This window comes from Streptomyces sp. NPDC042259, from assembly GCF_055582085.1.
The window spans coordinates 365157-383345 of record NZ_JBVJDW010000004.1; the positions used below are offsets into that span (position 1 = coordinate 365157).

At 72.4% G+C, this 18189-nt stretch carries 17 protein-coding genes; 6 read left to right on the forward strand and 11 right to left on the reverse strand.

Annotation, left to right across the window (positions count from 1 at the left end; translation table 11 throughout):
• Positions 1-99: 99 nt before the first annotated feature.
• Together ACZ6MA_RS13865 and trpS are read right to left on the reverse strand one after the other, a co-directional pair.
• On the reverse strand, positions 100-699 hold the full coding sequence (locus ACZ6MA_RS13865) for a 2'-5' RNA ligase family protein (protein ID WP_469433613.1): 600 nt from the start codon (positions 697-699) through the stop codon (positions 100-102).
• 175 nt (positions 700-874) lie between these two features.
• The gene (trpS, locus tag ACZ6MA_RS13870) at positions 875-1888 is read right to left on the reverse strand and encodes a tryptophan--tRNA ligase (RefSeq protein ID WP_469433614.1); all 1014 of its coding nucleotides are present in this window, start codon (positions 1886-1888) and stop codon (positions 875-877) included.
• Positions 1889-1990: 102 nt separating this feature from the next.
• On the opposite strand from trpS, the gene rocD reads away from it, so the two are divergent.
• Positions 1991-3196, forward strand: coding sequence for an ornithine--oxo-acid transaminase (gene rocD, locus ACZ6MA_RS13875; protein WP_469433616.1), 1206 nt, complete (start codon positions 1991-1993; stop codon positions 3194-3196).
• 44 nt (positions 3197-3240) lie between these two features.
• Here rocD and ACZ6MA_RS13880 read toward each other — a convergent pair whose 3' ends face one another.
• Complete coding sequence (locus ACZ6MA_RS13880) at positions 3241-4407, reverse strand: PLAT/LH2 domain-containing protein (RefSeq protein ID WP_469433618.1); 1167 nt, start codon at positions 4405-4407, stop codon at positions 3241-3243.
• Between the two features lie 200 nt (positions 4408-4607).
• On the opposite strand from ACZ6MA_RS13880, the gene ACZ6MA_RS13885 reads away from it, so the two are divergent.
• A complete protein-coding gene (locus tag ACZ6MA_RS13885; protein ID WP_469433619.1) occupies positions 4608-5120 on the forward strand; it encodes a MepB family protein in 513 nt (170 codons plus the stop codon).
• On the opposite strand, the gene ACZ6MA_RS13890 is transcribed toward ACZ6MA_RS13885, so the two are convergent.
• Positions 5108-5842, reverse strand: coding sequence for a tyrosine-protein phosphatase (locus tag ACZ6MA_RS13890; protein ID WP_469433620.1), 735 nt, complete (start codon positions 5840-5842; stop codon positions 5108-5110). The genes ACZ6MA_RS13885 and ACZ6MA_RS13890 overlap by 13 nt on opposite strands.
• 167 nt (positions 5843-6009) lie before the next feature.
• The gene (locus tag ACZ6MA_RS13895) at positions 6010-7506 is read right to left on the reverse strand and encodes an alpha/beta hydrolase (protein ID WP_469433621.1); all 1497 of its coding nucleotides are present in this window, start codon (positions 7504-7506) and stop codon (positions 6010-6012) included.
• Between the two features lie 171 nt (positions 7507-7677).
• On the opposite strand from ACZ6MA_RS13895, the gene ACZ6MA_RS13900 reads away from it, so the two are divergent.
• Positions 7678-9171, forward strand: a complete 1494-nt coding sequence (locus ACZ6MA_RS13900; RefSeq protein WP_469433622.1) for an amidase — start codon at positions 7678-7680, stop codon at positions 9169-9171.
• Here ACZ6MA_RS13900 and ACZ6MA_RS13905 read toward each other — a convergent pair.
• Positions 9134-9295 carry a hypothetical protein gene (locus ACZ6MA_RS13905; RefSeq protein ID WP_469433623.1) on the reverse strand — a complete coding sequence of 54 codons (162 nt, stop codon included), beginning with the start codon at positions 9293-9295 and terminating at the stop codon, positions 9134-9136. The genes ACZ6MA_RS13900 and ACZ6MA_RS13905 overlap by 38 nt on opposite strands.
• Positions 9296-9453: 158 nt before the next feature.
• A complete protein-coding gene (locus ACZ6MA_RS13910) occupies positions 9454-10155 on the reverse strand; it encodes a FadR/GntR family transcriptional regulator (RefSeq protein ID WP_469433624.1) in 702 nt (233 codons plus the stop codon).
• 176 nt (positions 10156-10331) lie between these two features.
• Between ACZ6MA_RS13910 and ACZ6MA_RS13915 the strand changes: the two genes are divergently transcribed.
• Positions 10332-10844, forward strand: coding sequence for a gluconokinase (locus tag ACZ6MA_RS13915; protein ID WP_469434095.1), 513 nt, complete (start codon positions 10332-10334; stop codon positions 10842-10844).
• A gap of 31 nt (positions 10845-10875) precedes the next feature.
• Positions 10876-12273: a GntP family permease gene (locus ACZ6MA_RS13920; protein WP_469433626.1), complete on the forward strand. Its 1398-nt coding sequence runs from the start codon at positions 10876-10878 to the stop codon at positions 12271-12273.
• Positions 12274-12340: 67 nt separating this feature from the next.
• Here the strand turns inward: ACZ6MA_RS13920 and ACZ6MA_RS13925 are convergent, their stop codons facing one another.
• The gene (locus ACZ6MA_RS13925) at positions 12341-13903 is read right to left on the reverse strand and encodes an FAD-dependent monooxygenase (RefSeq protein WP_469433627.1); all 1563 of its coding nucleotides are present in this window, start codon (positions 13901-13903) and stop codon (positions 12341-12343) included.
• Positions 13904-13972: 69 nt separating this feature from the next.
• Between ACZ6MA_RS13925 and ACZ6MA_RS13930 the strand changes: the two genes are divergently transcribed.
• Entirely contained in the window at positions 13973-14626 is a 654-nt protein-coding gene (locus ACZ6MA_RS13930) for a TetR/AcrR family transcriptional regulator C-terminal domain-containing protein (protein WP_469433628.1), read from the forward strand.
• Here ACZ6MA_RS13930 and ACZ6MA_RS13935 read toward each other — a convergent pair.
• From ACZ6MA_RS13935 to ACZ6MA_RS13945, 3 genes are read right to left on the reverse strand one after another with little or no spacing between them, the layout of a single operon-like run.
• A complete protein-coding gene (locus ACZ6MA_RS13935; RefSeq protein ID WP_469433629.1) occupies positions 14600-15754 on the reverse strand; it encodes an acyltransferase family protein in 1155 nt (384 codons plus the stop codon). The two genes, ACZ6MA_RS13930 and ACZ6MA_RS13935, sit on opposite strands and share 27 nt — an antisense overlap.
• Positions 15751-17157, reverse strand: a complete 1407-nt coding sequence (locus tag ACZ6MA_RS13940; protein ID WP_469433630.1) for a polysialyltransferase family glycosyltransferase — start codon at positions 17155-17157, stop codon at positions 15751-15753. The genes ACZ6MA_RS13935 and ACZ6MA_RS13940 overlap by 4 nt, the downstream gene beginning before the upstream one ends.
• Positions 17157-18134: a glycosyltransferase family 2 protein gene (locus ACZ6MA_RS13945; RefSeq protein ID WP_469433631.1), complete on the reverse strand. Its 978-nt coding sequence runs from the start codon at positions 18132-18134 to the stop codon at positions 17157-17159. The genes ACZ6MA_RS13940 and ACZ6MA_RS13945 overlap by 1 nt, the downstream gene beginning before the upstream one ends.
• Between the last annotated feature and the right edge of the window lie 55 nt (positions 18135-18189).

The window sequence follows — 18189 nt, forward strand, 5'->3', positions numbered from 1 at the left end:
ACACCTAACCACTTCCCGGCCCGGCACCCCTGTCCCCCGAAAGCGTGAGCATGGTCCGGCGGCCGGCAGCCCGACGATCCGCCGGGAAGGCGAGACGCGTCAGCGGGAGGGCGCGGAAGGGCGCACCACACCCTGGTGGGGTACGCCGGACGTCATGGCCCGCGCGTCCTGCTCACCCTGCCCGAAAGGGTATTCACGCTCCAGCCGCCACACGCCGTCCGCGCCCTGTTCGTAGAGGGCGAAGCCGCCCACGGTCCAGGCGGCCGCGAAGTCCGTCAGCTCCTCGAACGCCCGGTCCATCGCCTCCTCGGCGATGCCGTGCGCGATGGTGACGTGCGGGTGGTACGGGAACTGCAGCTCACGGGCGACGGGACCGGCGGTGTCCCGGATCCGCTTCTGCAGCCAGGCGCAGGCGGAGGAGCCCTCGACCACGTTGACGAAGACGACGGGCGACAGCGGGCGGAACGTACCGGTCCCGGACAGCCGCATCGGGAAGGGCCGACCCGCGGCCGCGACCTCGGCCAGATGGGCCTCGATCGCGGGCAGGCAGGAGTCGTCGGCCTCGGTCGGCGGCAGCAGGGTGACGTGCGTGGGGATGCCGTGTGCGTGCGGGTCACCGAAGCCCTCGCGCCGCTTCTGGAGGAAGCTGCCGTACGGCTCCGGGACCGCGATCGAAACGCCGAGCGTTACGGTCCCCATTGCGTTCTCCCTCCTGTGCAGCCTGTACGTCCCCGTGGCCAGTGTGGCGGCTGAGCCACACCTGTCGCCAGGTCACTCGGTCCTTCGCGGGCGGGACCCAGGGCCCCGCGCGCTCCGTGACCGACCCGTCACCGATGGTGCGGGCCGGTCCGCCCCGGCCCGGTGACCGGCGCTGTCAGTGCTTGGCGGGCAGGAAACCCATCCTGTCGTAGACCCGGGCCAGGGTCTCGCCCGCCACCGCGCGGGCCTTCTCGGCGCCCTTGGCCAGGACAGAGTCCAGCGTCTCGGGGTCGTCCAGATATTCCTGGGTGCGGGCCCGGAACGGGGTGACCCACTCCACCATGGCCTCGGCCAGATCCGTCTTCAGCGCACCGTAACCCTTGCCCTCGTACTTCTGCTCCAATTCCGCTACACCCGTTCCGGTGAGCGTGGAGTAGATCGTGAGCAGGTTGCTGATGCCCGGCTTCTTCTCGGTGTCGAAGCGGATCACGGTGTCGGTGTCGGTGACCGCGCTCTTGATCTTCTTGGCGGAGACCTTGGGCTCGTCGAGCAGGTTGATCAGACCCTTGGTGCTCGACGCCGACTTGCTCATCTTCGCCGTCGGGTCCTGCAGGTCGTAGATCTTCGCGGTCTCGCGGACGATGTGCGCCGACGGCATCGTGAAGGTCTCGCCGAAGCGGGTGTTGAAGCGCTCGGCCAGATCGCGGGTCAGCTCGACGTGCTGCCGCTGGTCCTCGCCCACCGGCACGGAATCGGCCTGGTAGAGCAGGATGTCGGCGACCTGGAGCACGGGGTAGGTGAACAGGCCGACGGTGGTGCGGTCGGCGCCCTGCTTCGCGGACTTGTCCTTGAACTGCGTCATGCGCGAGGCCTCGCCGAAGCCGGTGAGGCAGTTCATCACCCAGCCGAGCTGGGCGTGCTCGGGCACGTGGCTCTGCACGAAGAGGGTGCAGCGGTCCGGGTCGAGCCCGGCGGCCAGCAGCTGGGCGGCGGCGATGCGGGTGTTGGCCCGCAGCTCCTTCGGGTCCTGCGGCACGGTGATCGCGTGCAGGTCGACGACCATGAAGAAGGCGTCGTGGGTCTCTTGCTGCGCCACGTACTGGCGGACGGCACCGAGGTAGTTCCCGAGGTGGAACGAGCCTGCGGTGGGCTGGATACCGGAGAGAGCGCGCGGACGATCAAGGGCCATGCACACATTCTCTCAGGTGCGGACCCGGACTCGGTCCGGCGGTACGGGTGGGGGTGTTAGAAAGTGAGCAGCAGCATGCCCCGACACCGAACGGAGCACACGTTGACCTTCACGCAGGACAGCATCGCGGCCGCCGAGGAACACAGCGCCCACAACTACCACCCGTTGCCGGTCGTCGTGGCGACCGCGGAGGGCGCGTGGATGACCGACGTCGAGGGGCGTCGCTATCTGGACATGCTCGCCGGTTACTCGGCGCTCAACTTCGGCCATGGCAACCGCCGGCTGATCGACGCGGCGAAGGCACAGCTGGAACGGGTGACGCTCACCTCGCGCGCCTTCCACCACGACCGGTTCGCCGAATTCTGCACCGAGCTGGCCGCGCTGTGCGGCAAGGACATGGTGCTCCCGATGAACACCGGGGCGGAGGCGGTCGAGACGGCGGTGAAGACCGCCCGCAAGTGGGGCTACCGCGTCAAGGGCGTCCCCGACGGCCGGGCGAAGATCGTCGTGGCGGCCGACAACTTCCACGGCCGCACGACCACGATCGTCAGCTTCTCCACCGACCCCGAGGCCCGCGCGGACTACGGCCCGTACACCCCGGGCTTCGAGATCGTCCCGTACGGCGACGCGGCGGCCCTGGAGGCCGCGGTGGACGAGCACACCGTCGCCGTGCTGCTGGAGCCGATCCAGGGCGAGGCCGGGGTGCTCGTGCCGCCGGCCGGTTATCTCGCGGAGGTACGCCGGCTGACCGCCGAGCGGAACGTGCTGTTCATGGCCGACGAGATCCAGTCGGGCCTGGGCCGCACGGGGAAGACGTTCGCGTGCGAGCACGAGGACGTGGTGCCCGACGTCTACATCCTGGGCAAGGCGCTCGGCGGCGGCGTGGTGCCGGTCTCCGCCGTGGTGGCCTCCCGGGAGATCCTCGGCGTCCACCGCCCCGGCGAGCACGGCTCGACCTTCGGCGGAAACCCGCTGGCGTGCGCGGTGGCCCTGGAGGTCGTCTCGATCCTCAAGTCCGGCGAGTACCAGCAGCGCGCGACCGAGCTGGGCGAACACCTCCACCACGAACTGGGTCTGCTGGTGGGCGGCGGCGCGGTCGAGGCGGTGCGCGGCCGCGGCCTGTGGGCGGGCGTCGACATCGCCCCCGCCCACGGCACGGGCCGGCGGATCTCGGAGCGGCTGATGGAACGTGGGGTGCTGGTGAAGGACACCCATGGCTCGACGATCCGGATCGCACCGCCGCTGATGATCAGCAAGGAGGATCTGGACTGGGGCCTGGACCAGCTCAGGGCGGTGCTGGAGGGATGAGCGGGGCGGGGGCGGGCGCTTGATGGCCCGCCCCTTCCCGTGGCCTACGTCAGGGCCGCCCACTGGGAGACCGGCTGGTCGCCGGTGACGAGGGTGTCGGCGTGTCCCACCCCGTGGTCGATCTCGATGAGCCGGTAGCGGTCGCCGCTGAACGCCCAGAAGCGGCTCCTGTCGTACACGCCCTGGTGGTCGGGGACGGGAAGGAAGGTGTCCACGTGGTTCCAGCCCTCGAACGACGCCCACTCCGCGACCGGACGGTCGGGCGTGATGACGGTGTTGGTGTGCGCGGGCCCGTCCTCGATCTCGATGAGCCGGTAGCGGTCGCCGCAGAACACCCAGTAGCGGCTGGTGCCGTTGACGCGCTGATGGCCGGGCACGGGCAGGACGGCGTCCAGGAACGGGAACCCGTCGAGGGCCGCCCAGTCGCGGACCGGGCGGTCCTCGCCGAGCGCCCGGTTGGCGTGGGCGGGCCCGTCGTCGACGGAGATCTTCCGGTACCGGTCGCCGGAGAAGACCCAGAACTCGCTCGCGCGCCCGGTGCCCGTCGAGCCGTCGGCAGGCCCGACGCGCTGCCGGTCGGGGACCGGCCAGACGGTGTCGAGGGCGAGCAGCCCGTCGAGCGCCGGGCACTGCGAGATAGGCCGGTCGCGGGCCACGAGGGTGTCCGTGCGGTCGGGGCCGTCGGAGATCTCGATCAGCCGGTAACGGTCGTCGGTGAACGCCCAGAAGCGGCTCTTGCCGTCGACGCGCTGCTCGTCGGGTACGGGCAGCACGGCGTGCACGGCGGCGGCACGCGCGGCCGGCCGCGCCACGGGCCGGACGACCGGGGTCGCGGCCTCGGCCGGGCTGAGGTCGAACAGGCTCCGCACGCCGAAGTAGGTGTCGTAGCGGTCGCTCGTCTCGTGGGCCAGCCACTCGCGGATCCCGCCGTCCCCGATCCACCGGGCGACGGCCCCGCCGGGGCAGGTCACCTCGATCCCCGTCAGACAGAGGTTGTCCGGGCCGTTCTTCATCAGCTCGATCCCCGTCGGCGTACCGAGGTCCTGCTCGAGGAAGATGTCGAAGGCGGGGCTGGTACCGCGCTGGAACGTACCGAGCATGGTCCACACCGTCGAGCAGCCGTCCCGGAAGACCAGGCGTGCCTGCACCTTCTCGTCGGTACCCGCCTCGTGGATGTCGGCGACGGCGATCCGGACCTTGTACACCAACACTGCGATCAGCCCCTTCCTTCGCTCCCCCTTGTTCGCTCCTCTTGAGGCAAGGGCGCCAGGGATCCCGGCGAATGCGGGGCGGGGCGCGCGGCCGTGCGGAATTCTTTACATAAAATCGACCCGAACGGTCGCATGAGGGGCTCTGCCGAGTGGGCCGGTGCCCGGTCCGGCGCTTTCGGCGGGATGACAGAGTGGGGTGGATGACGACGACGCCCCATGACGACCTGCTCGCGGCGAAGACCCTGGTGTACGACCCGAGCGGATTCACCTGCTCGGACCCGGTACCCGAGGCGGAGAGCGCCGAGTACGCGGCGCACACGTTCACCCTGGACGGCCGGTCGGTCCGATTCCGGGTGGCGAAGACGACTCCCACGAAGGCCGGCCAATTCGTCACGGTGTGGAAGCGATCCGAGTCCGGGCCGATCCGGCCCTTCGACGCGGCGGACCCGGTCGACCTCTTCGTCATCAGCACGCGCGACGCCGACGGCTTCGGACAGTTCGTCTTTCCGCGGGAGGTGCTGCGCGAGCGCGGCATCGTGTCAACGGAAGGCGTGGGCGGGAAGCGAGCGTTCCGTGTCTACCCGCCGTGGGTGACGACGACGAGCCGCCAGGCGGGCGGCACGCAGAAGTGGCAGACGGAATACTTCCTGCCCATACCGGAGGACGGCCGCCCGGTGGACGGTGCGCGGGCGCGGGCGCTTTACGGGGCGTGAGTCAGGAGCCGCTCCCGCATCCGTGAGACCAGAGCGTCGTCGACGCCCAGCCGCTCGGTGGCATACCCGCGTACGGACCCGTACTCGGCGGCCAGATCGGCCAGGAACAACCGCATGACCTCCTCCGGCGCCCGCCCGTATCCGGGCCAGGTGAGCGTCCGCGTGGGATGCGCGGCCCGCCAGTCGGCGACGAGCCGTTCGGTGGCCAGCTCGGTGAGCGCGAAGTCCGCGAGAATGTCCTCCTCGGCGACCCCGAGAAGGGAAAGCACCAGTCCGGCGAGCAGGCCGGTGCGGTCCTTGCCGGAATGGCAGTGGAAGACGAGCGGATCGCCGCCGGACGCGATGACGTCGAGAGCCTGCCGGATCTCCTCGGCACCGTCGAGGGCGACCTCGGCATAACGGTCGGCGAGATAACGCCAGGGGTCGAGGGCGGGATCGATCGCCGCCTGGTCGTAGGGCCGGTGCTCAACGCTCAGGTTGTGATAGGCGAGTTGACTGTGCTCGGGCACACGGCCGCTTCGCGCGATCTCGAAGGGATAGCGCAGGTCGATGACCGTACGCACACCGAGCGCGAGGAAACGCTCCCAGTCCTCGCCCTGGAGCTTGGCGAGCGAGTCGGACCGGTAGAGCCGCCCCCACCGCAGGGTGCGGCCGTCCTCGGTGCGGTATCCGCCCAAGTCGCGGAAGTTGTGCAGTCGTTCGAACTCTATGTGTCGTATCACGGTCGCCACGATCCCATTCAACCGGTTCGGTGTCGCTCGCCGGGCTGTGCGGCCGCGCACGTCCGGGGTCCAGGGCGTGCCCGCCGGCTCACCGAGGCCGGGAACCACCACGTCCTGGCCGCGATGCTCGCACGTGCCATTTCGCGGTCGCAACCGCGAAGATCACGTCATTTCTTCGGGCAGACCGTGTCGCCCGACGGGCGGCGGCCCGTTGTCAGGAATTCGGTGACCGCGCGGTCGCCGCAGGCGTTGCCGTTGGCCAAGTAGGCGCCGTGGCCGCCGGAGTCGACGGTGACGAGGCGGGCGCGGTCGCCGAGGGACTCGCGCATCTTGAGGGCGCCGTGGTGCGGGGTCGCTGGGTCGCGGAGGTTCTGGATCATGAGGATGTTCGAGGGGCCGTGCGGGGTGATGCGGACGGGCTTGTCGGCGGGGGCGGTCTTCCAGAAGGCGCAGGGCATGACGCCCGCCGGCATGCCTGCCGTGAGGGGGTGGCGGGCGCGGTCGGCGGTGACGGCGCGGGCGTAGGCGCGGATGTCGTGGGGCCAGCCGACGTCGTTGCAGATGGTGCCGACCATGACCGCCGCCTCGCGCTGGCTCAGCGGGCCGCCGGGCAGGACGTCGCGGACGGTCAGGGGCCCGGTGGTGTCGCGGGCGGCCAGGATCAGTTCGGCGAGGGGTTCGAAGTCGTTGTCGCTGGTGAGGGCCTGTTGCATGGCTTGGCGCAGTCGGTTGCCGGTGAGGGGGAAGTGGGCCGGGTCGGCGAACGCCCTTGGTGCCGCGTCCAGTTCCGCCGCCAGCTTCAGGAACATCGGGCGGACGTCCTCGGGCCGCTCGGCCAGGCGGTGCGCGCGGTCGCGAGCCGGGTCGGCCGCCCAGGCGGCGAAGTCGGGGAAGCGGTCTTCCACGCCGGTGGACATGTTCGCCGACCAGCCCCGGGCGACCCGCTCCGGGTCGGGGTCGCCGCTGCTGTCCAGCACCCAACGGTCCGTGCGGTGCGGGTACTTCTGTGCGTACATGGCCCCCACGTACGCACCGTAGGAGATGTTCCACGCCGACAGCTTCCGTACGCCGAGCGCCTGGCGGAGGCTCTCGATGTCGCGGACCTCGTTGGCCGTGGAGATGTTGCGCAGCATGGCCCCGCCGTGGGTCTCGCAGGCGGCGGCGACACGGCGGGCGCGGGCGACGTTGGCGGTGATGTCGCCGCCGGGGCCCGGCCACGGGCGGAGGTGGGTGATCTCGCGGTCGTCGTCGGAGAGGCCGCAGTCGGCCTGGGTGCTGCCGCCGACCCCGCGCGGGTCGAAGGCGACGAGGTCGTAGGCCCCGCCCGTCTGTTTCCGCAGTTCGGCGCCCTTGGCCGCCAGGCGGGCCACGCCCGAGCCGCCGGGGCCGCCGGGGACGATCAGCAAGGTGCCGCGCTTGGCGGGCGAGTCGGCCCCGCGCAGCCGGGAGACGGCGAGTTCGACCCGCTGCCCGGCCGGGTCGCGGTAGTCCATCGGGACGGAGAGGGTCGCGCACTCGGTGGCGCCGGCCGCGCTCGCGCACGGCGTCCAGGTGAGGGCGGCGGCGCCGGGGGACGGGGAGGCCTGTGCCGGGACGGTGAGCGTCGCCGCGACGGCCGTCGCGGAGAGGGTGAACAGCAGGGCCTTGCGGGGTGTAAGTGGCATGGGGACGAGGGTGGTTGACGCCGCGCGCCTTGCCCATCCGGCCAGCCGTTCCCCCGGGGTGGGGGTAACCCCCGGGACGGGCCGGACGGCCGGGCTCCACCGTCGTCAGACGGATGTGCGAGCAACTCGCGTTCCCCTACCGTGGAGTGGAAGCGACGGCAGGGGGTTCGGGTGACCGGGTTCAGGACCGACGGGCTGGCGGATCAGGCCCGTGCGCTGGCCGACGGGGACGTGTCCTCGCGGGTGCTCGTCGAGCGGGCGCTGGAGCGGATCGAGCGGACGCGGGAGACGCTGAACGCCTTCCGCCGGGTGCGGGCCGAGGCCGCGCGGGCGGAGGCCGACGCCGCCGACCGGCGGCTCGCGGCGGGGGAGCGGCTGCCGCTGCTGGGTGTGCCGGTCGCGGTCAAGGACGACATGGACGTGGCGGGCGAGCCGACCGCCTTCGGCTGTCCCGGGCGGTTCCCGCCGAAGCGCGCCGACAGCGAGGCGGTGCGCCGGCTGCGGGCGGCGGGCGCGGTGATCGTCGGCAAGACGAACACGCCCGAGCTGGGGCAGTGGCCCGTCACCGAAGGGCCGGCCTTTGGGGTGACGCGCAATCCGTGGCATCCGGAGCACACCCCCGGAGGGTCGTCGGGCGGCTCCGCTGCGGCCGTCGCCGCCGGGCTCGTCCCGGCCGCGCTGGGTTCGGACGGGGCGGGCTCGATCCGCATCCCCGCCGCCTGGACGCATCTGGTGGGCATCAAGCCGCAGCGGGGGCGGATCTCGACGTGGCCGGACCCGGAGGCCTTCCGGGGCATCACCTGTGACGGCCCGCTGGCCCGCACCGTCGCCGACGCCGCCCTCCTGCTGCACGTGGCGAGCGGTTCGCACGCCGGTGATCTGCACCGGCCGCCCGCCGTCGACCTGCTGGCGGCGGCGGGCCGCGAGCCCCGGCGGCTGCGGATCGCGCTCTCGCTGCGGCCCGCCTTCGCGGTGGTCCGGCAGCGGCTCGACCCGGTCGTCCGGGCCGCGACGGTACGGATCGCGGAGCGGCTGGCGGCGCTGGGGCACGAGGTGGTGGCGGAGGAGCCGCGGTACGGGCTGATCGGGCTGTCGTTCGTGCCGCGGTCGATGTCCGGCATCCGGGACTGGGTCGGGCGGGTGCCCGACCCGGCGCTGCTCGACGCCCGTACGCGGGTGAACGCGCGCGGCGGGCTGTTGCTCGGCGGCGGGGTGCTGCGCGCGGCGCGGGCGGCGGAGGGGCCGTTGCGGCGCCGGGCGGGAGAACTCTTCGGGCGGTTCGACGTGGTCCTGACCCCCACTACGGCGGTGCCACCGCCGCGGACCGGGGAGCTGGCGGAGCTGTCCAGCCACCGGACGGACGCGACGATGATCGCGGCGTGCCCGTACGCCTGGCCCTGGAACGTGCTCGGCTGGCCGGGGGTGAACATACCCGCGGGTTTCACGCCCGGCGGGCTGCCGTTGGGCGCGCAACTCCTCGGCCCGGCGAACAGCGAGCCGCTGCTGATCTCGCTGGCCGCGCAACTGGAGGCGGATCAGCGGTGGAACGAGCGATGGGCGGCCGATGCCGGGACCGGGGCCGCGGCCGAGGCGGGGGCAGCGGCCCCGGGCGGGCGCAGCGGTCCGCTCAGCGCGGGATGCCGCTCGACAGGGCCCACAGGGTGAGGACGGCGACGATCGGGGCGATGACGACGAGAGCGAGGCTCCCGGGATCGCGGTGGCTGTAGACCCAGCGGTTGCCGTACCGCTGGCGGACCAGGAGTGGCTCGTTGTCGTGGTGGCGACTCATGAGATCAGCCTACGGATGTCCGTTCGATGGCGCGTCAGTTGCGCGGCCGGGCAGGCGGCTTGTGGCAAGCCCGGTACGGAGCGGGGACGACGCCGTCATCGGCGGGGCCGTCGGCCGCACCCGGCCCGCGGGCGGGGAACCGCCCGAAGGCCCCCGGCCTACGGCGCCAGGACGTCCAGTTCCGCCATCGCGCCGGCGGCGATCTCGCGGGTCAGGGCCTCGGCGCGGGCCGCGTCCCGCTCCCGGACGGCCTCGGCGACGCGCACGTGCAGGGTGACGGCGGCCGGGTCGGGGTCGGTGAACATCACCTGGTGGTGGGTGCGGCCGGTCAGCACCTCGGCGACGACGTCCCCGAGCCGCGCGAACATCTCGTTGCCGGAGGAGCGCAGGATGACGCGGTGGAAGGCGATGTCGTGGACCAGATAGGCGTCGAGCTGCTGGCCGCGCGAGGTGGCGACCATGCCCAGGGCGTGGTCCGTCAGCTCGGCGCACTGCTCGGGCGTCGCGAGCCGGGCGGCGAGCCCCGCCGCCACGGGTTCCACGGCCGAACGCAGCACGGTCAGTGAGCGCAGCTGACGCGGCCGGTCGGCGCCCGCGAGGCGCCAGCGGATGACCTGCGGGTCGTAGACGTTCCATTCCTCGGCCGGCAGGACGGTCACCCCGACCCGGCGCCGGGAGGCGACCAGGCGCATGGACTCCAGTACGCGTATCGCCTCGCGGATGACCGTGCGCGAGACGTCGAAGCGCTGCTCCAGCTCGTCGGTGCGCAGCACGCTGCCGGGCGGGTACTCGCCGGCCGTGATCGCGGGCCCGAGGGATTGCAGCACGCGCGCGTGCAACCCCTGCCCCTGGTTCTCCATGGGCTCAGCCTACGTTTCCCGCCGGACGGCCCAGGCCCCTCCCGCACCCGGGCAGCGCCCCCGCGAGGGCAATTAAGTATGACTTTTAAGCACGGGGTCTTGAATACGTCGTACTTATCGGCTTGAGTGTCCGCATCGCCAAAGGCGTCGAGGTCAACGAGGACAGCGAGGTAGCGATGCAGGCCCCCCACGTCTCTCCCGTCGTGGCCGTCATGGGAGTGTCCGGCACGGGCAAGACCACGATCGGCCCGCTGGTGGCGGACGCCCTCGGCGTCCCCTACGCCGAGGGCGACGACTTCCACCCGCCCGCGAACATCGCCAAGATGAGCGCCGGCACCCCGCTGGACGACGCCGACCGCGCCCCCTGGCTCGACGCCATCGGCGCCTGGGCCCACGGGCGCGCCGGGCAGGGCGGCGTGGTGAGCTGCTCGGCCCTCAAGCGCGCCTACCGCGACCGGCTGCGCGCCGCCGCCCCCGGCATCGTCTTCCTCCACCTCACCGGCGACCGCGAGCTGATCGCCGAGCGGATGGCGGCCCGCAAGGGGCACTTCATGACCTCCCGGCTGCTGGACTCGCAGTTCGCGACCCTGGAGCCACTGGACGCGGACGAGGCGGGCGTCGCCGTGGACGTCGCGCCCGGCCCGGACGTCATCGCCCGACGGGCGACCGCCGCACTGCGGCAACTCTGACCCCACTTCCCCCGTCTCTCTAGGAAGCCCCGTGAGCACTCTCAGCGTCGAGATGCTGGCCGCGGCCCCCGCCGGACCGATCACTTCGGCAGGTCACGCACAGCTGGGCATCGCCGTCCTCGTCGGCATCGCCGTCATCGTCCTCCTCATCACCCGCTTCAAGCTGCACGCCTTTCTGTCGCTGACCATCGGCTCGCTGGTGCTCGGCGCCGTCGCGGGCGCCCCCCTCGACAAGGTCGTCACCAGCTTCACGACCGGCCTCGGCGCCACGGTCGCGGGCGTCGGCGTGCTGATCGCGCTCGGCGCGATCCTGGGCAAGCTGCTCGCCGACTCCGGCGGCGCCGACCAGATCGTGGACACGATCCTCGCCAAGGCGGGCCCCCGCTCGATGCCGTGGGCGGTCGTGCTGATCGCCTCCGTCATCGGGCTGCCGCTCTTCTTCGAGGTCGGCATCGTGCTGCTGATCCCGGTGGTACTGCTGGTGGCCAAGCGCGGCAGCTACTCACTGATGCGCATCGGCATCCCCGCACTGGCGGGGCTGTCCGTGATGCACGGCCTCGTCCCGCCGCACCCCGGCCCGCTGGCCGCCATCGACGCGATCGGCGCGAACCTCGGGGTGACGCTCGCGCTCGGCGTGCTCGTCGCCGTCCCGACCGCGGTCATCGCGGGACCGCTGTTCGCCCGCGTCGCCGCCCGCTGGGTCGACATCACCCCGCCCGAGAAGCTGATACCCCAGCGCCCCTCGGTGGACCTCGAACGCCGCCCGAGCTTCGCGGCCACCGTGGCGACCGTGCTGCTGCCGGTGGTCCTGATGCTGGCCAAGGCCCTCGTGGACATCGTCGTCGACGACCCGAAGGACCACGTCCAGCGGGTCACCGACGTCATCGGCTCACCGCTGGTCGCTCTGCTCGCCGCCGTCCTCACCGGCATGTTCACCCTCGGCCGGGCCGCGGGCTTCGGCCGCGACCGGCTGGCCGGGACCGTCGAGAAGTCCCTGGTACCGATCGCCGGCATCCTGCTGATCGTCGGCGCGGGCGGCGGCTTCAAGCAGACGCTGATCGACGTGGGCGTCGGGCAGATGATCCTGGACTTCTCCGAGGACTGGTCCGTCTCCGCGCTGCTGCTGGCCTGGCTGATCGCGGTCGGCATCCGGCTCGCCACCGGCTCGGCGACGGTGGCCACGATCTCCGCCGCGGGCCTGGTCGCTCCGCTCGCCGCCGACATGAGCACCACGCACTCCGCCCTGCTCGTCCTGGCCGTCGGCGCCGGCTCGCTGTTCTTCAGCCACGTCAACGACGCCGGGTTCTGGCTGGTGAAGGAGTACTTCGGCATGGACGTCGGCCAGACGGTCAAGACGTGGTCGCTGATGGAGACGATCATCTCGGTCGTCGGCCTCGGCTTCGTGATGCTGCTGTCGCTGGTTCTCTAGCGCTACGGCCGGTACGGCGGCGGTGCGGTAACGGCACGCCGGGGCCCTGGCCATGCGGGCCCGGGGTCTATCCCGACACCGTCGCCAGGTAGTCCGCGATGTCCGCCGCGTCGTCCGTCGCCAGGCCCACGTAGCCGTCCGGGCGGATCAGGAACAGCCCCGATCCGTAGGCCGCCTTGGCGTGCCCCTCCGGGTCGCGCAGGTCCGCCGCCGGGCCGTCGCCCACGCGGCAGGTGCGCACCCACGGGACGTCCAGTGCCGTGCAATGCGTGTCGCCCAGCGCCAGCAGGGTGAAGTGCGGGCCGCGGAAGACGTCGAAGAGGTGGACGGCCGCGCCGGAGGCATCCACGCAAGGGGCGTCCGGCGCGCGGTCGCCGGCGCGCAGCGCCTCCTCGGGGAGGTCTCGGCGCAGCTCCCGGGACAGCGGGCTCTCGCGGTAGTTGAGGGTCAGCTGATGGGTCTCGCGGCCGCGCAGACTCGGGCCCCCGGTGGCCCGGTCCGCCCGGTGGACGCTGGTGGACAGGCGGAGAACGTCGGCGGCGACCCGGGTGCGCTCGGTGTCGTAGGTGTCGAGCAGCGCGTCGGGCGCGCCGAGCCGCAGCACTGCTTCCAGCTTCCAGCCGAGGTTGTAGGCGTCCTGGAGGCTGGTGTTCAGCCCCTGGCCGCCCGCCGGCGAGTGGACGTGCGCCGCGTCCCCGGCGAGCAGGACCCGGCCGGTACGGAACCGCTCGGCCATGGCCGCCCGCGCCCGGTAGACGGACGACCACCGCACCTCGCCCGTGTGCACCCCCGGGTGCCCGGTGCGCTCGGCGATGAGGCGGGCCAGGGCCTCGGGGGTGGCGTCGCGGGCCGGGTCGGGCTCGTGCGAGGCGTCCTGGAAACTGGCCATGAGCTGGTACGTCTCCACGTTCTCCAGCGGCCGCAGGGCCAGCAGACCGCCCTCGGCCCGGGGCCACACGTGCCAGTGGCCGCGGTCGAGCAGCTCCCCTTCCACGACCACGTCGGCGATCAGCACCGGGCGCGCGTCGACCTGCTCGCCGGTGAAGGGGATGCCGAGGGCCTTGCGGACGGTGCTGCGCCCGCCGTCCGCCGCGACCAGGTACTCCGCCCGTACGGCCGACTCGGTGCCCCCGGCGTCCCGCAGGGTGGCGGTGACACCGTCCGCGTCGTGCGCGAAGCCGGTCAGCTCGGTGCCGAACTCCACCCGGCCGCCCAGGGCTTCGAGCCGCGCGGTGAGGATCTCCACCGTCCGCCACTGCGGAATCATCAGGATCTCGCCGTAGGGCACGCCGGGCGACGGCTCGGCCGGCTCGACGATCCGCTGCTTCTCGCCCCGGGTGGTGCCGTCCCAGATCTGGACGAGCGGGCACGGGCCGCCGGCGGCCCACAGCGCGTCGATCGCGCCCAGATCGTCCAGCACCTCCTGGCTGCGCGGCTGGATCCCGGTGCCGCGCGAGCCGGGGAAGCCGCGCTCGGAGCGGTCGACGAGACGGTGCCGGACACCGCGCCGGGCCAGATCGATGGCGAGGACCAGACCGGTCGGCCCGGCACCGGCGATCAGAACCTCGGTGGCAGCGGTGGCAGCGGTGGCAGCGGTGGCAGAGGTGGCGGTGGGCGTGGGCAGGCTCACGAGAGCCCTCCTTAACGTCGTTAAGTTGGCGTGTGCCCAGCCTGAACTGAACAGCGTTAAGCTGTCAAGGTGGCAACTCGAATCGATCGCGCCCTGGTGGCGGACACCGCGCTGCGCCTGCTGAACGAACTGGGCCTCGAAGGGCTCACGCTGCGCAGGATCGCCAAGGAGCTGAACGTCCAGGCCCCCGCCCTGTACTGGCACTTCAAGAACAAGCAGGAGCTGCTGGACGAGATGGCGACGGAGATGTTCCGTCGGATGATCCCGGCCCTGACGGCGGCCGAAGGGGCGACCTGGCAGGAGGTCATGGCGCACGCCGCCCATGTGTTGCGCCGCGAGCTGCTCGGCTACCGGGACGGGGCGAAGGTCTTCAGCGGCACCCGCTTCACCGGCGACTTCTACGCCGGCACCCTGGAGTCGTTCCTGCGGGTCTGCCTCGACGCGGGATTCACCTCGCGCGGCGCCGCCCGCGCCTGGTTCACGCTGAACACGTACACCATGGGCTACGCCATCGAGGAGCAGTCCGTGTACCCCGTGCCGGGGGAGCGCGACCCCGCCTACGACCACGAGGTGCGGGCGCGGCGCATCGGCGACTCCCCGCTGGCGGTCGAGGCGGGGCGCGAGTTCTTCGACGACCTCGAAGCGGGCTTCGACGACGGGCTGCGGGCCGTCATCGCGGGCATCGGGGTGACGCTGCTACCGGCCCCGGCCCGGGGCGAGTGAGGCGCGCAGCACGGGCGTGAGCCGCTGTTCCACGTAGCGGTGCAGCAGCCACGCCAGCAGCAGCATCAGCGCGATCGTCAGCGGCAGGGCCGCGGCGGAGGGGATCCGCAGGCCCCGGTGGAGGCCGCCGATCACCACCCAGCCCAGATGCTCGTGCACCAGGTAGAACGGGTAGGTCAGCGCGCCGGCGACGGTCAGCCAGTGCCGGTTCGCCCAGGGGAGCAGGTTCAGGGCGACGGCGGCGACGACCGCGTAGCCGAGGGCGACGACGGCGATGACGACGTAGGGGGAACGGTAGGAGAAGTACTGCGGGCCCGGCGGATGCCACAGACCGGTGACCGCGTAGTGCTGGCCGATCAGGAAACTGACCGCCACGATGCCCCAGGACACCGCGTCGTGGCCGAACCGGTGGACCAGATACAGCCCGATGCCGCCGATGAAGAACGACGCGTGTTCGGGCATGACGACGACCCGCAGCACCTCCACGTGCGAGGCGGTCGTCACGGCCGCCGCCAGCGTCCACACCGCGCAGAAGAGCACCACCCGGCGACGGGTCGCCCCCGGCAGCACCACGAACAGCGCGAAGAGCGCGTAGAAGCGCAGCTCCGCCCAGAGCGTCCAGCACACCCCGAGCACCCGCCGCGCCCCGACGGGCTGTTGCAGCATGGTGAGGTTCACCAGGAGATCGCTCGGGGAGACCGTCCGGTACGCCACCCAGGGCAGCGCGAAGGCCAGCGTCACGAGAGCGATCGCGGCCCAGTACGCGGGATACAGCCGCGAGACGCGCGAGGCGAAGAAGGCGCGCAGCGGGCGCCCCCAGCCGCTCATGCAGATCACGAAGCCGCTGATGACGAAGAAGATCTGCACCCCGAGACAGCCGTACGCGAAGACGCCCGACAGGGTCGGGAACTCCCGGCGCGGTGACGCCCCCCACGCCTGCTGGACCTCCCCGCCCCGGCCGCCGTAGTGGTACAGCGCCACCATCAGCGCGGCGAGCAGCCGCAGACCGTCCAGGGCCCGCAGCCGGCCGCCCTTCTCGCGCGCGGACGAGGGCGCCTTCGCCGGGCGGCCCGGGCGGCCGGGGCGGGCCCGCGGGGGTGCGGCGGGCGGCACCGCTTCGGTGGTCACCGCGCGTTCCCGGCCCGGGCCCGGACCACAGCGGAAGGCCGCGGGCCGGGCAGCCGCGGCGCGAGGCGCCGTCGCACGGACCGCGCGCGGCGGGCCGCTTTCCGCACGGCCGGACTGCGGGGCAGGAAGGCCAGGGGGGAGGGGAGGGCGCCCGGGAGGGCGAGGGCGGTCAGCCGGCGGCGCTTGAAGTAGCGCCGGGTACCGGCGTCGAGACGGGCCGCGAGATAGCGCTCGGCGGCCGGGCGCAGGCCCGGGAGGATCCGCGGCTGCATCGCGAAGCCCACGGCGGCCAGCAGCCCCGTCAGCTCCTCCCCGGCCGGCTCCCCGGGGCTGTGCCCCGGCCCGGCCCCGGGCCGTTCGAGGTCGGGCAGCAGCGCGTCGACGAGGGTGACCGGCACCCGGTTGCTGTTCTCGTACGGGCTGAGCCGCTCCAGCAGCAGATCCGTGCCGACCCGTGCCACGGGCAGCCCGTAGAAGGTGCTCGCGGTGAGCAGCGCGGTGGAGAAACAGCCGACGACCAGCGCGGGGCGCGCCCGGTGGAAGACCACCTCGGCCAGTACCGGGGTGTCCAGGACGGTCAGGGCGACACCGAGCCGCCCGGCCTCCGCCTCCAGCATCCGCGACCAGCGCGCCGGGGCGCTCGGGTGCGGCTTGAACACCAGCTCCCGGTGGCCGAGGGCGGCCGCGCCGCGCAGCATGCGCAAGTGCAGCCGCTCCTCCTCCTCGGGGGTGAGGACGCCGATCGCCGCCAGGTACTGCCCGAGCAGCAGCGCGGCCCCCTCGGGGATCTCGATCGCCCCGGGGGCGTCGCCGAGTTCGGCCAGCACCTTGGTGACGGCCTCGGTGGGCACGATCTCCGCCGGGACGCCGAACTCCGAGAGCAGCAGCGGGCGCAGCCCCGGCACCAGGTCCAGGTGGAGCAGCCGCCGCACCCGCCCGCCCACCAGCGGGTCGAGCTTGTCGCGGGTGGGGCCGTAGCTCATCAGACCGTCGGCGTAGACCTCGAGCGGCGCGTCGGGGAAGAGCTGGGCGAGCGCGAGGGCCGGATTGACCTGGAGCGACTCGACGACGAGTTCGACGTCGTCGTCGCCGAGCCCCCACAGCAGCCGCAGGTGCCGCTCCCACAGCGGGACGTCGTCCGGCCGGGGCGACCAGCCACCGGGATGGAAGGGGCTGATCGTCTCGTTCCACGACAGCACCCCGTCGAAGCGGGTGCGCAGCCGCTCGAAGCCGGGCGCCCGGTCGAAGGCGGGCGTCGTCTCCGGTGTCGCCGCGTTGTTGGTCACGAGCAGCAGCCGGCGGCCGGCGGGCGCGACGTACCCGGCGTCCAGGGCGGCGGCGAGCGTGACGGCCCCGTACAGGGTCGAGGCGAGGAAGATCTGGGTGCGCCGGCGCTCGGCCATCAGCCGGTCACCCCCGCCGGTGCGGGGCGGCGGCGGAGCCTGCGCAGCCGGGCCGCGCGATCGTCGTCCATGGAATTCAGGGCGTCCTTGAGGAGATCCTGCGGCATCCGCCGCAGGGCGGCCGCGCTCTTCGAACGCAAGGTCCGGGCCACGGCCGGTTCGAATCGTTCGATGGAACCGAGATGGTGGGAAATGATCGCGCAATAGGTGCGCACGGCTTTCGGGAGCAATATCTCCGCGGCCGCGTCGCGCGAGGTCTCGTCGATTACCTGGTCGAATGCGCGAAGGAAATCGAGTTGCCGCACATCACCGATCTGCGTCAGTGAGGAAGCGACTCCGCGCCGGTAGAAGACGCCGAGCAACCCGGCCACCGCGAACGTGCGCGCCTCGCGGTGCAGCCGCCAGATCCAGGGCCGGTCCTCCGCCGTCCGCAGCCCGTGCCGGAAATGCAGCAGCCCCTCGTCCAGCAGCCGCCGGTGGTAAATGCCGGCCCAGGCGTAGGCGTAGTCCACGGACGTCGAACGGTCGGCGGGCAGTATCGCGTCACGCGGATCGAGCGCCACCCCCCGCCGGCCGTGCGGCACCCGGTGGACCGTCCGGGCGCGGCCCGTGCACTGGACGTGGTCCGTGCGGACGAACTCCACCCCCAACCCCTCGACCACCGCGAGCAGTCGCGCGTAGTACCCCGGCGCGAGCCAGTCGTCGCCGTCGAGGAAGGTCAGGTATTCCCCGCGCGCCCGTTCCAGCCCGGTGTTGCGGGCGGTGGCGAGACCGCCGTTCCTCTCGTGCCGCACGAGAACGGCCCCGGGCAGCTCGCGCTCGGCGCGCCGGAGGATGTCCGGGGTCTCGTCGGTCGAACAATCGTCGACCAGAATGAATTCGAAGTCCGCGCGGGCGTTCGCACACAGACTCCGCAAGGTGTCGGGCGCGTAGGTCTGCACATTGAAGAACGGCACGATGACGGAGAGCTTGACCACCCGGGTGACGTTAGGTGACCCCCCGGCATTCGTCTCGACCTAGGGCGTACACCGA

Excerpts from the sequence above, each read along its gene's own strand:
- ACZ6MA_RS13885 (WP_469433619.1), top strand. The coding sequence starts at position 4,608 with ATGACGACGACGCCCCATGACGACCTGCTCGCGGCGAAGACCCTGGTG.
- ACZ6MA_RS13940 (WP_469433630.1), bottom strand. The coding sequence starts at position 17,157 with ATGGCCGAGCGCCGGCGCACCCAGATCTTCCTCGCCTCGACCCTGTAC.
- ACZ6MA_RS13905 (WP_469433623.1), bottom strand. The coding sequence starts at position 9,295 with ATGAGTCGCCACCACGACAACGAGCCACTCCTGGTCCGCCAGCGGTAC.
- ACZ6MA_RS13910 (WP_469433624.1), bottom strand. The coding sequence starts at position 10,155 with ATGGAGAACCAGGGGCAGGGGTTGCACGCGCGCGTGCTGCAATCCCTC.
- trpS (WP_469433614.1), bottom strand. The coding sequence starts at position 1,888 with ATGGCCCTTGATCGTCCGCGCGCTCTCTCCGGTATCCAGCCCACCGCA.
- ACZ6MA_RS13915 (WP_469434095.1), top strand. The coding sequence starts at position 10,332 with ATGCAGGCCCCCCACGTCTCTCCCGTCGTGGCCGTCATGGGAGTGTCC.
- ACZ6MA_RS13895 (WP_469433621.1), bottom strand. The coding sequence starts at position 7,506 with ATGCCACTTACACCCCGCAAGGCCCTGCTGTTCACCCTCTCCGCGACG.
- ACZ6MA_RS13865 (WP_469433613.1), bottom strand. The coding sequence starts at position 699 with ATGGGGACCGTAACGCTCGGCGTTTCGATCGCGGTCCCGGAGCCGTAC.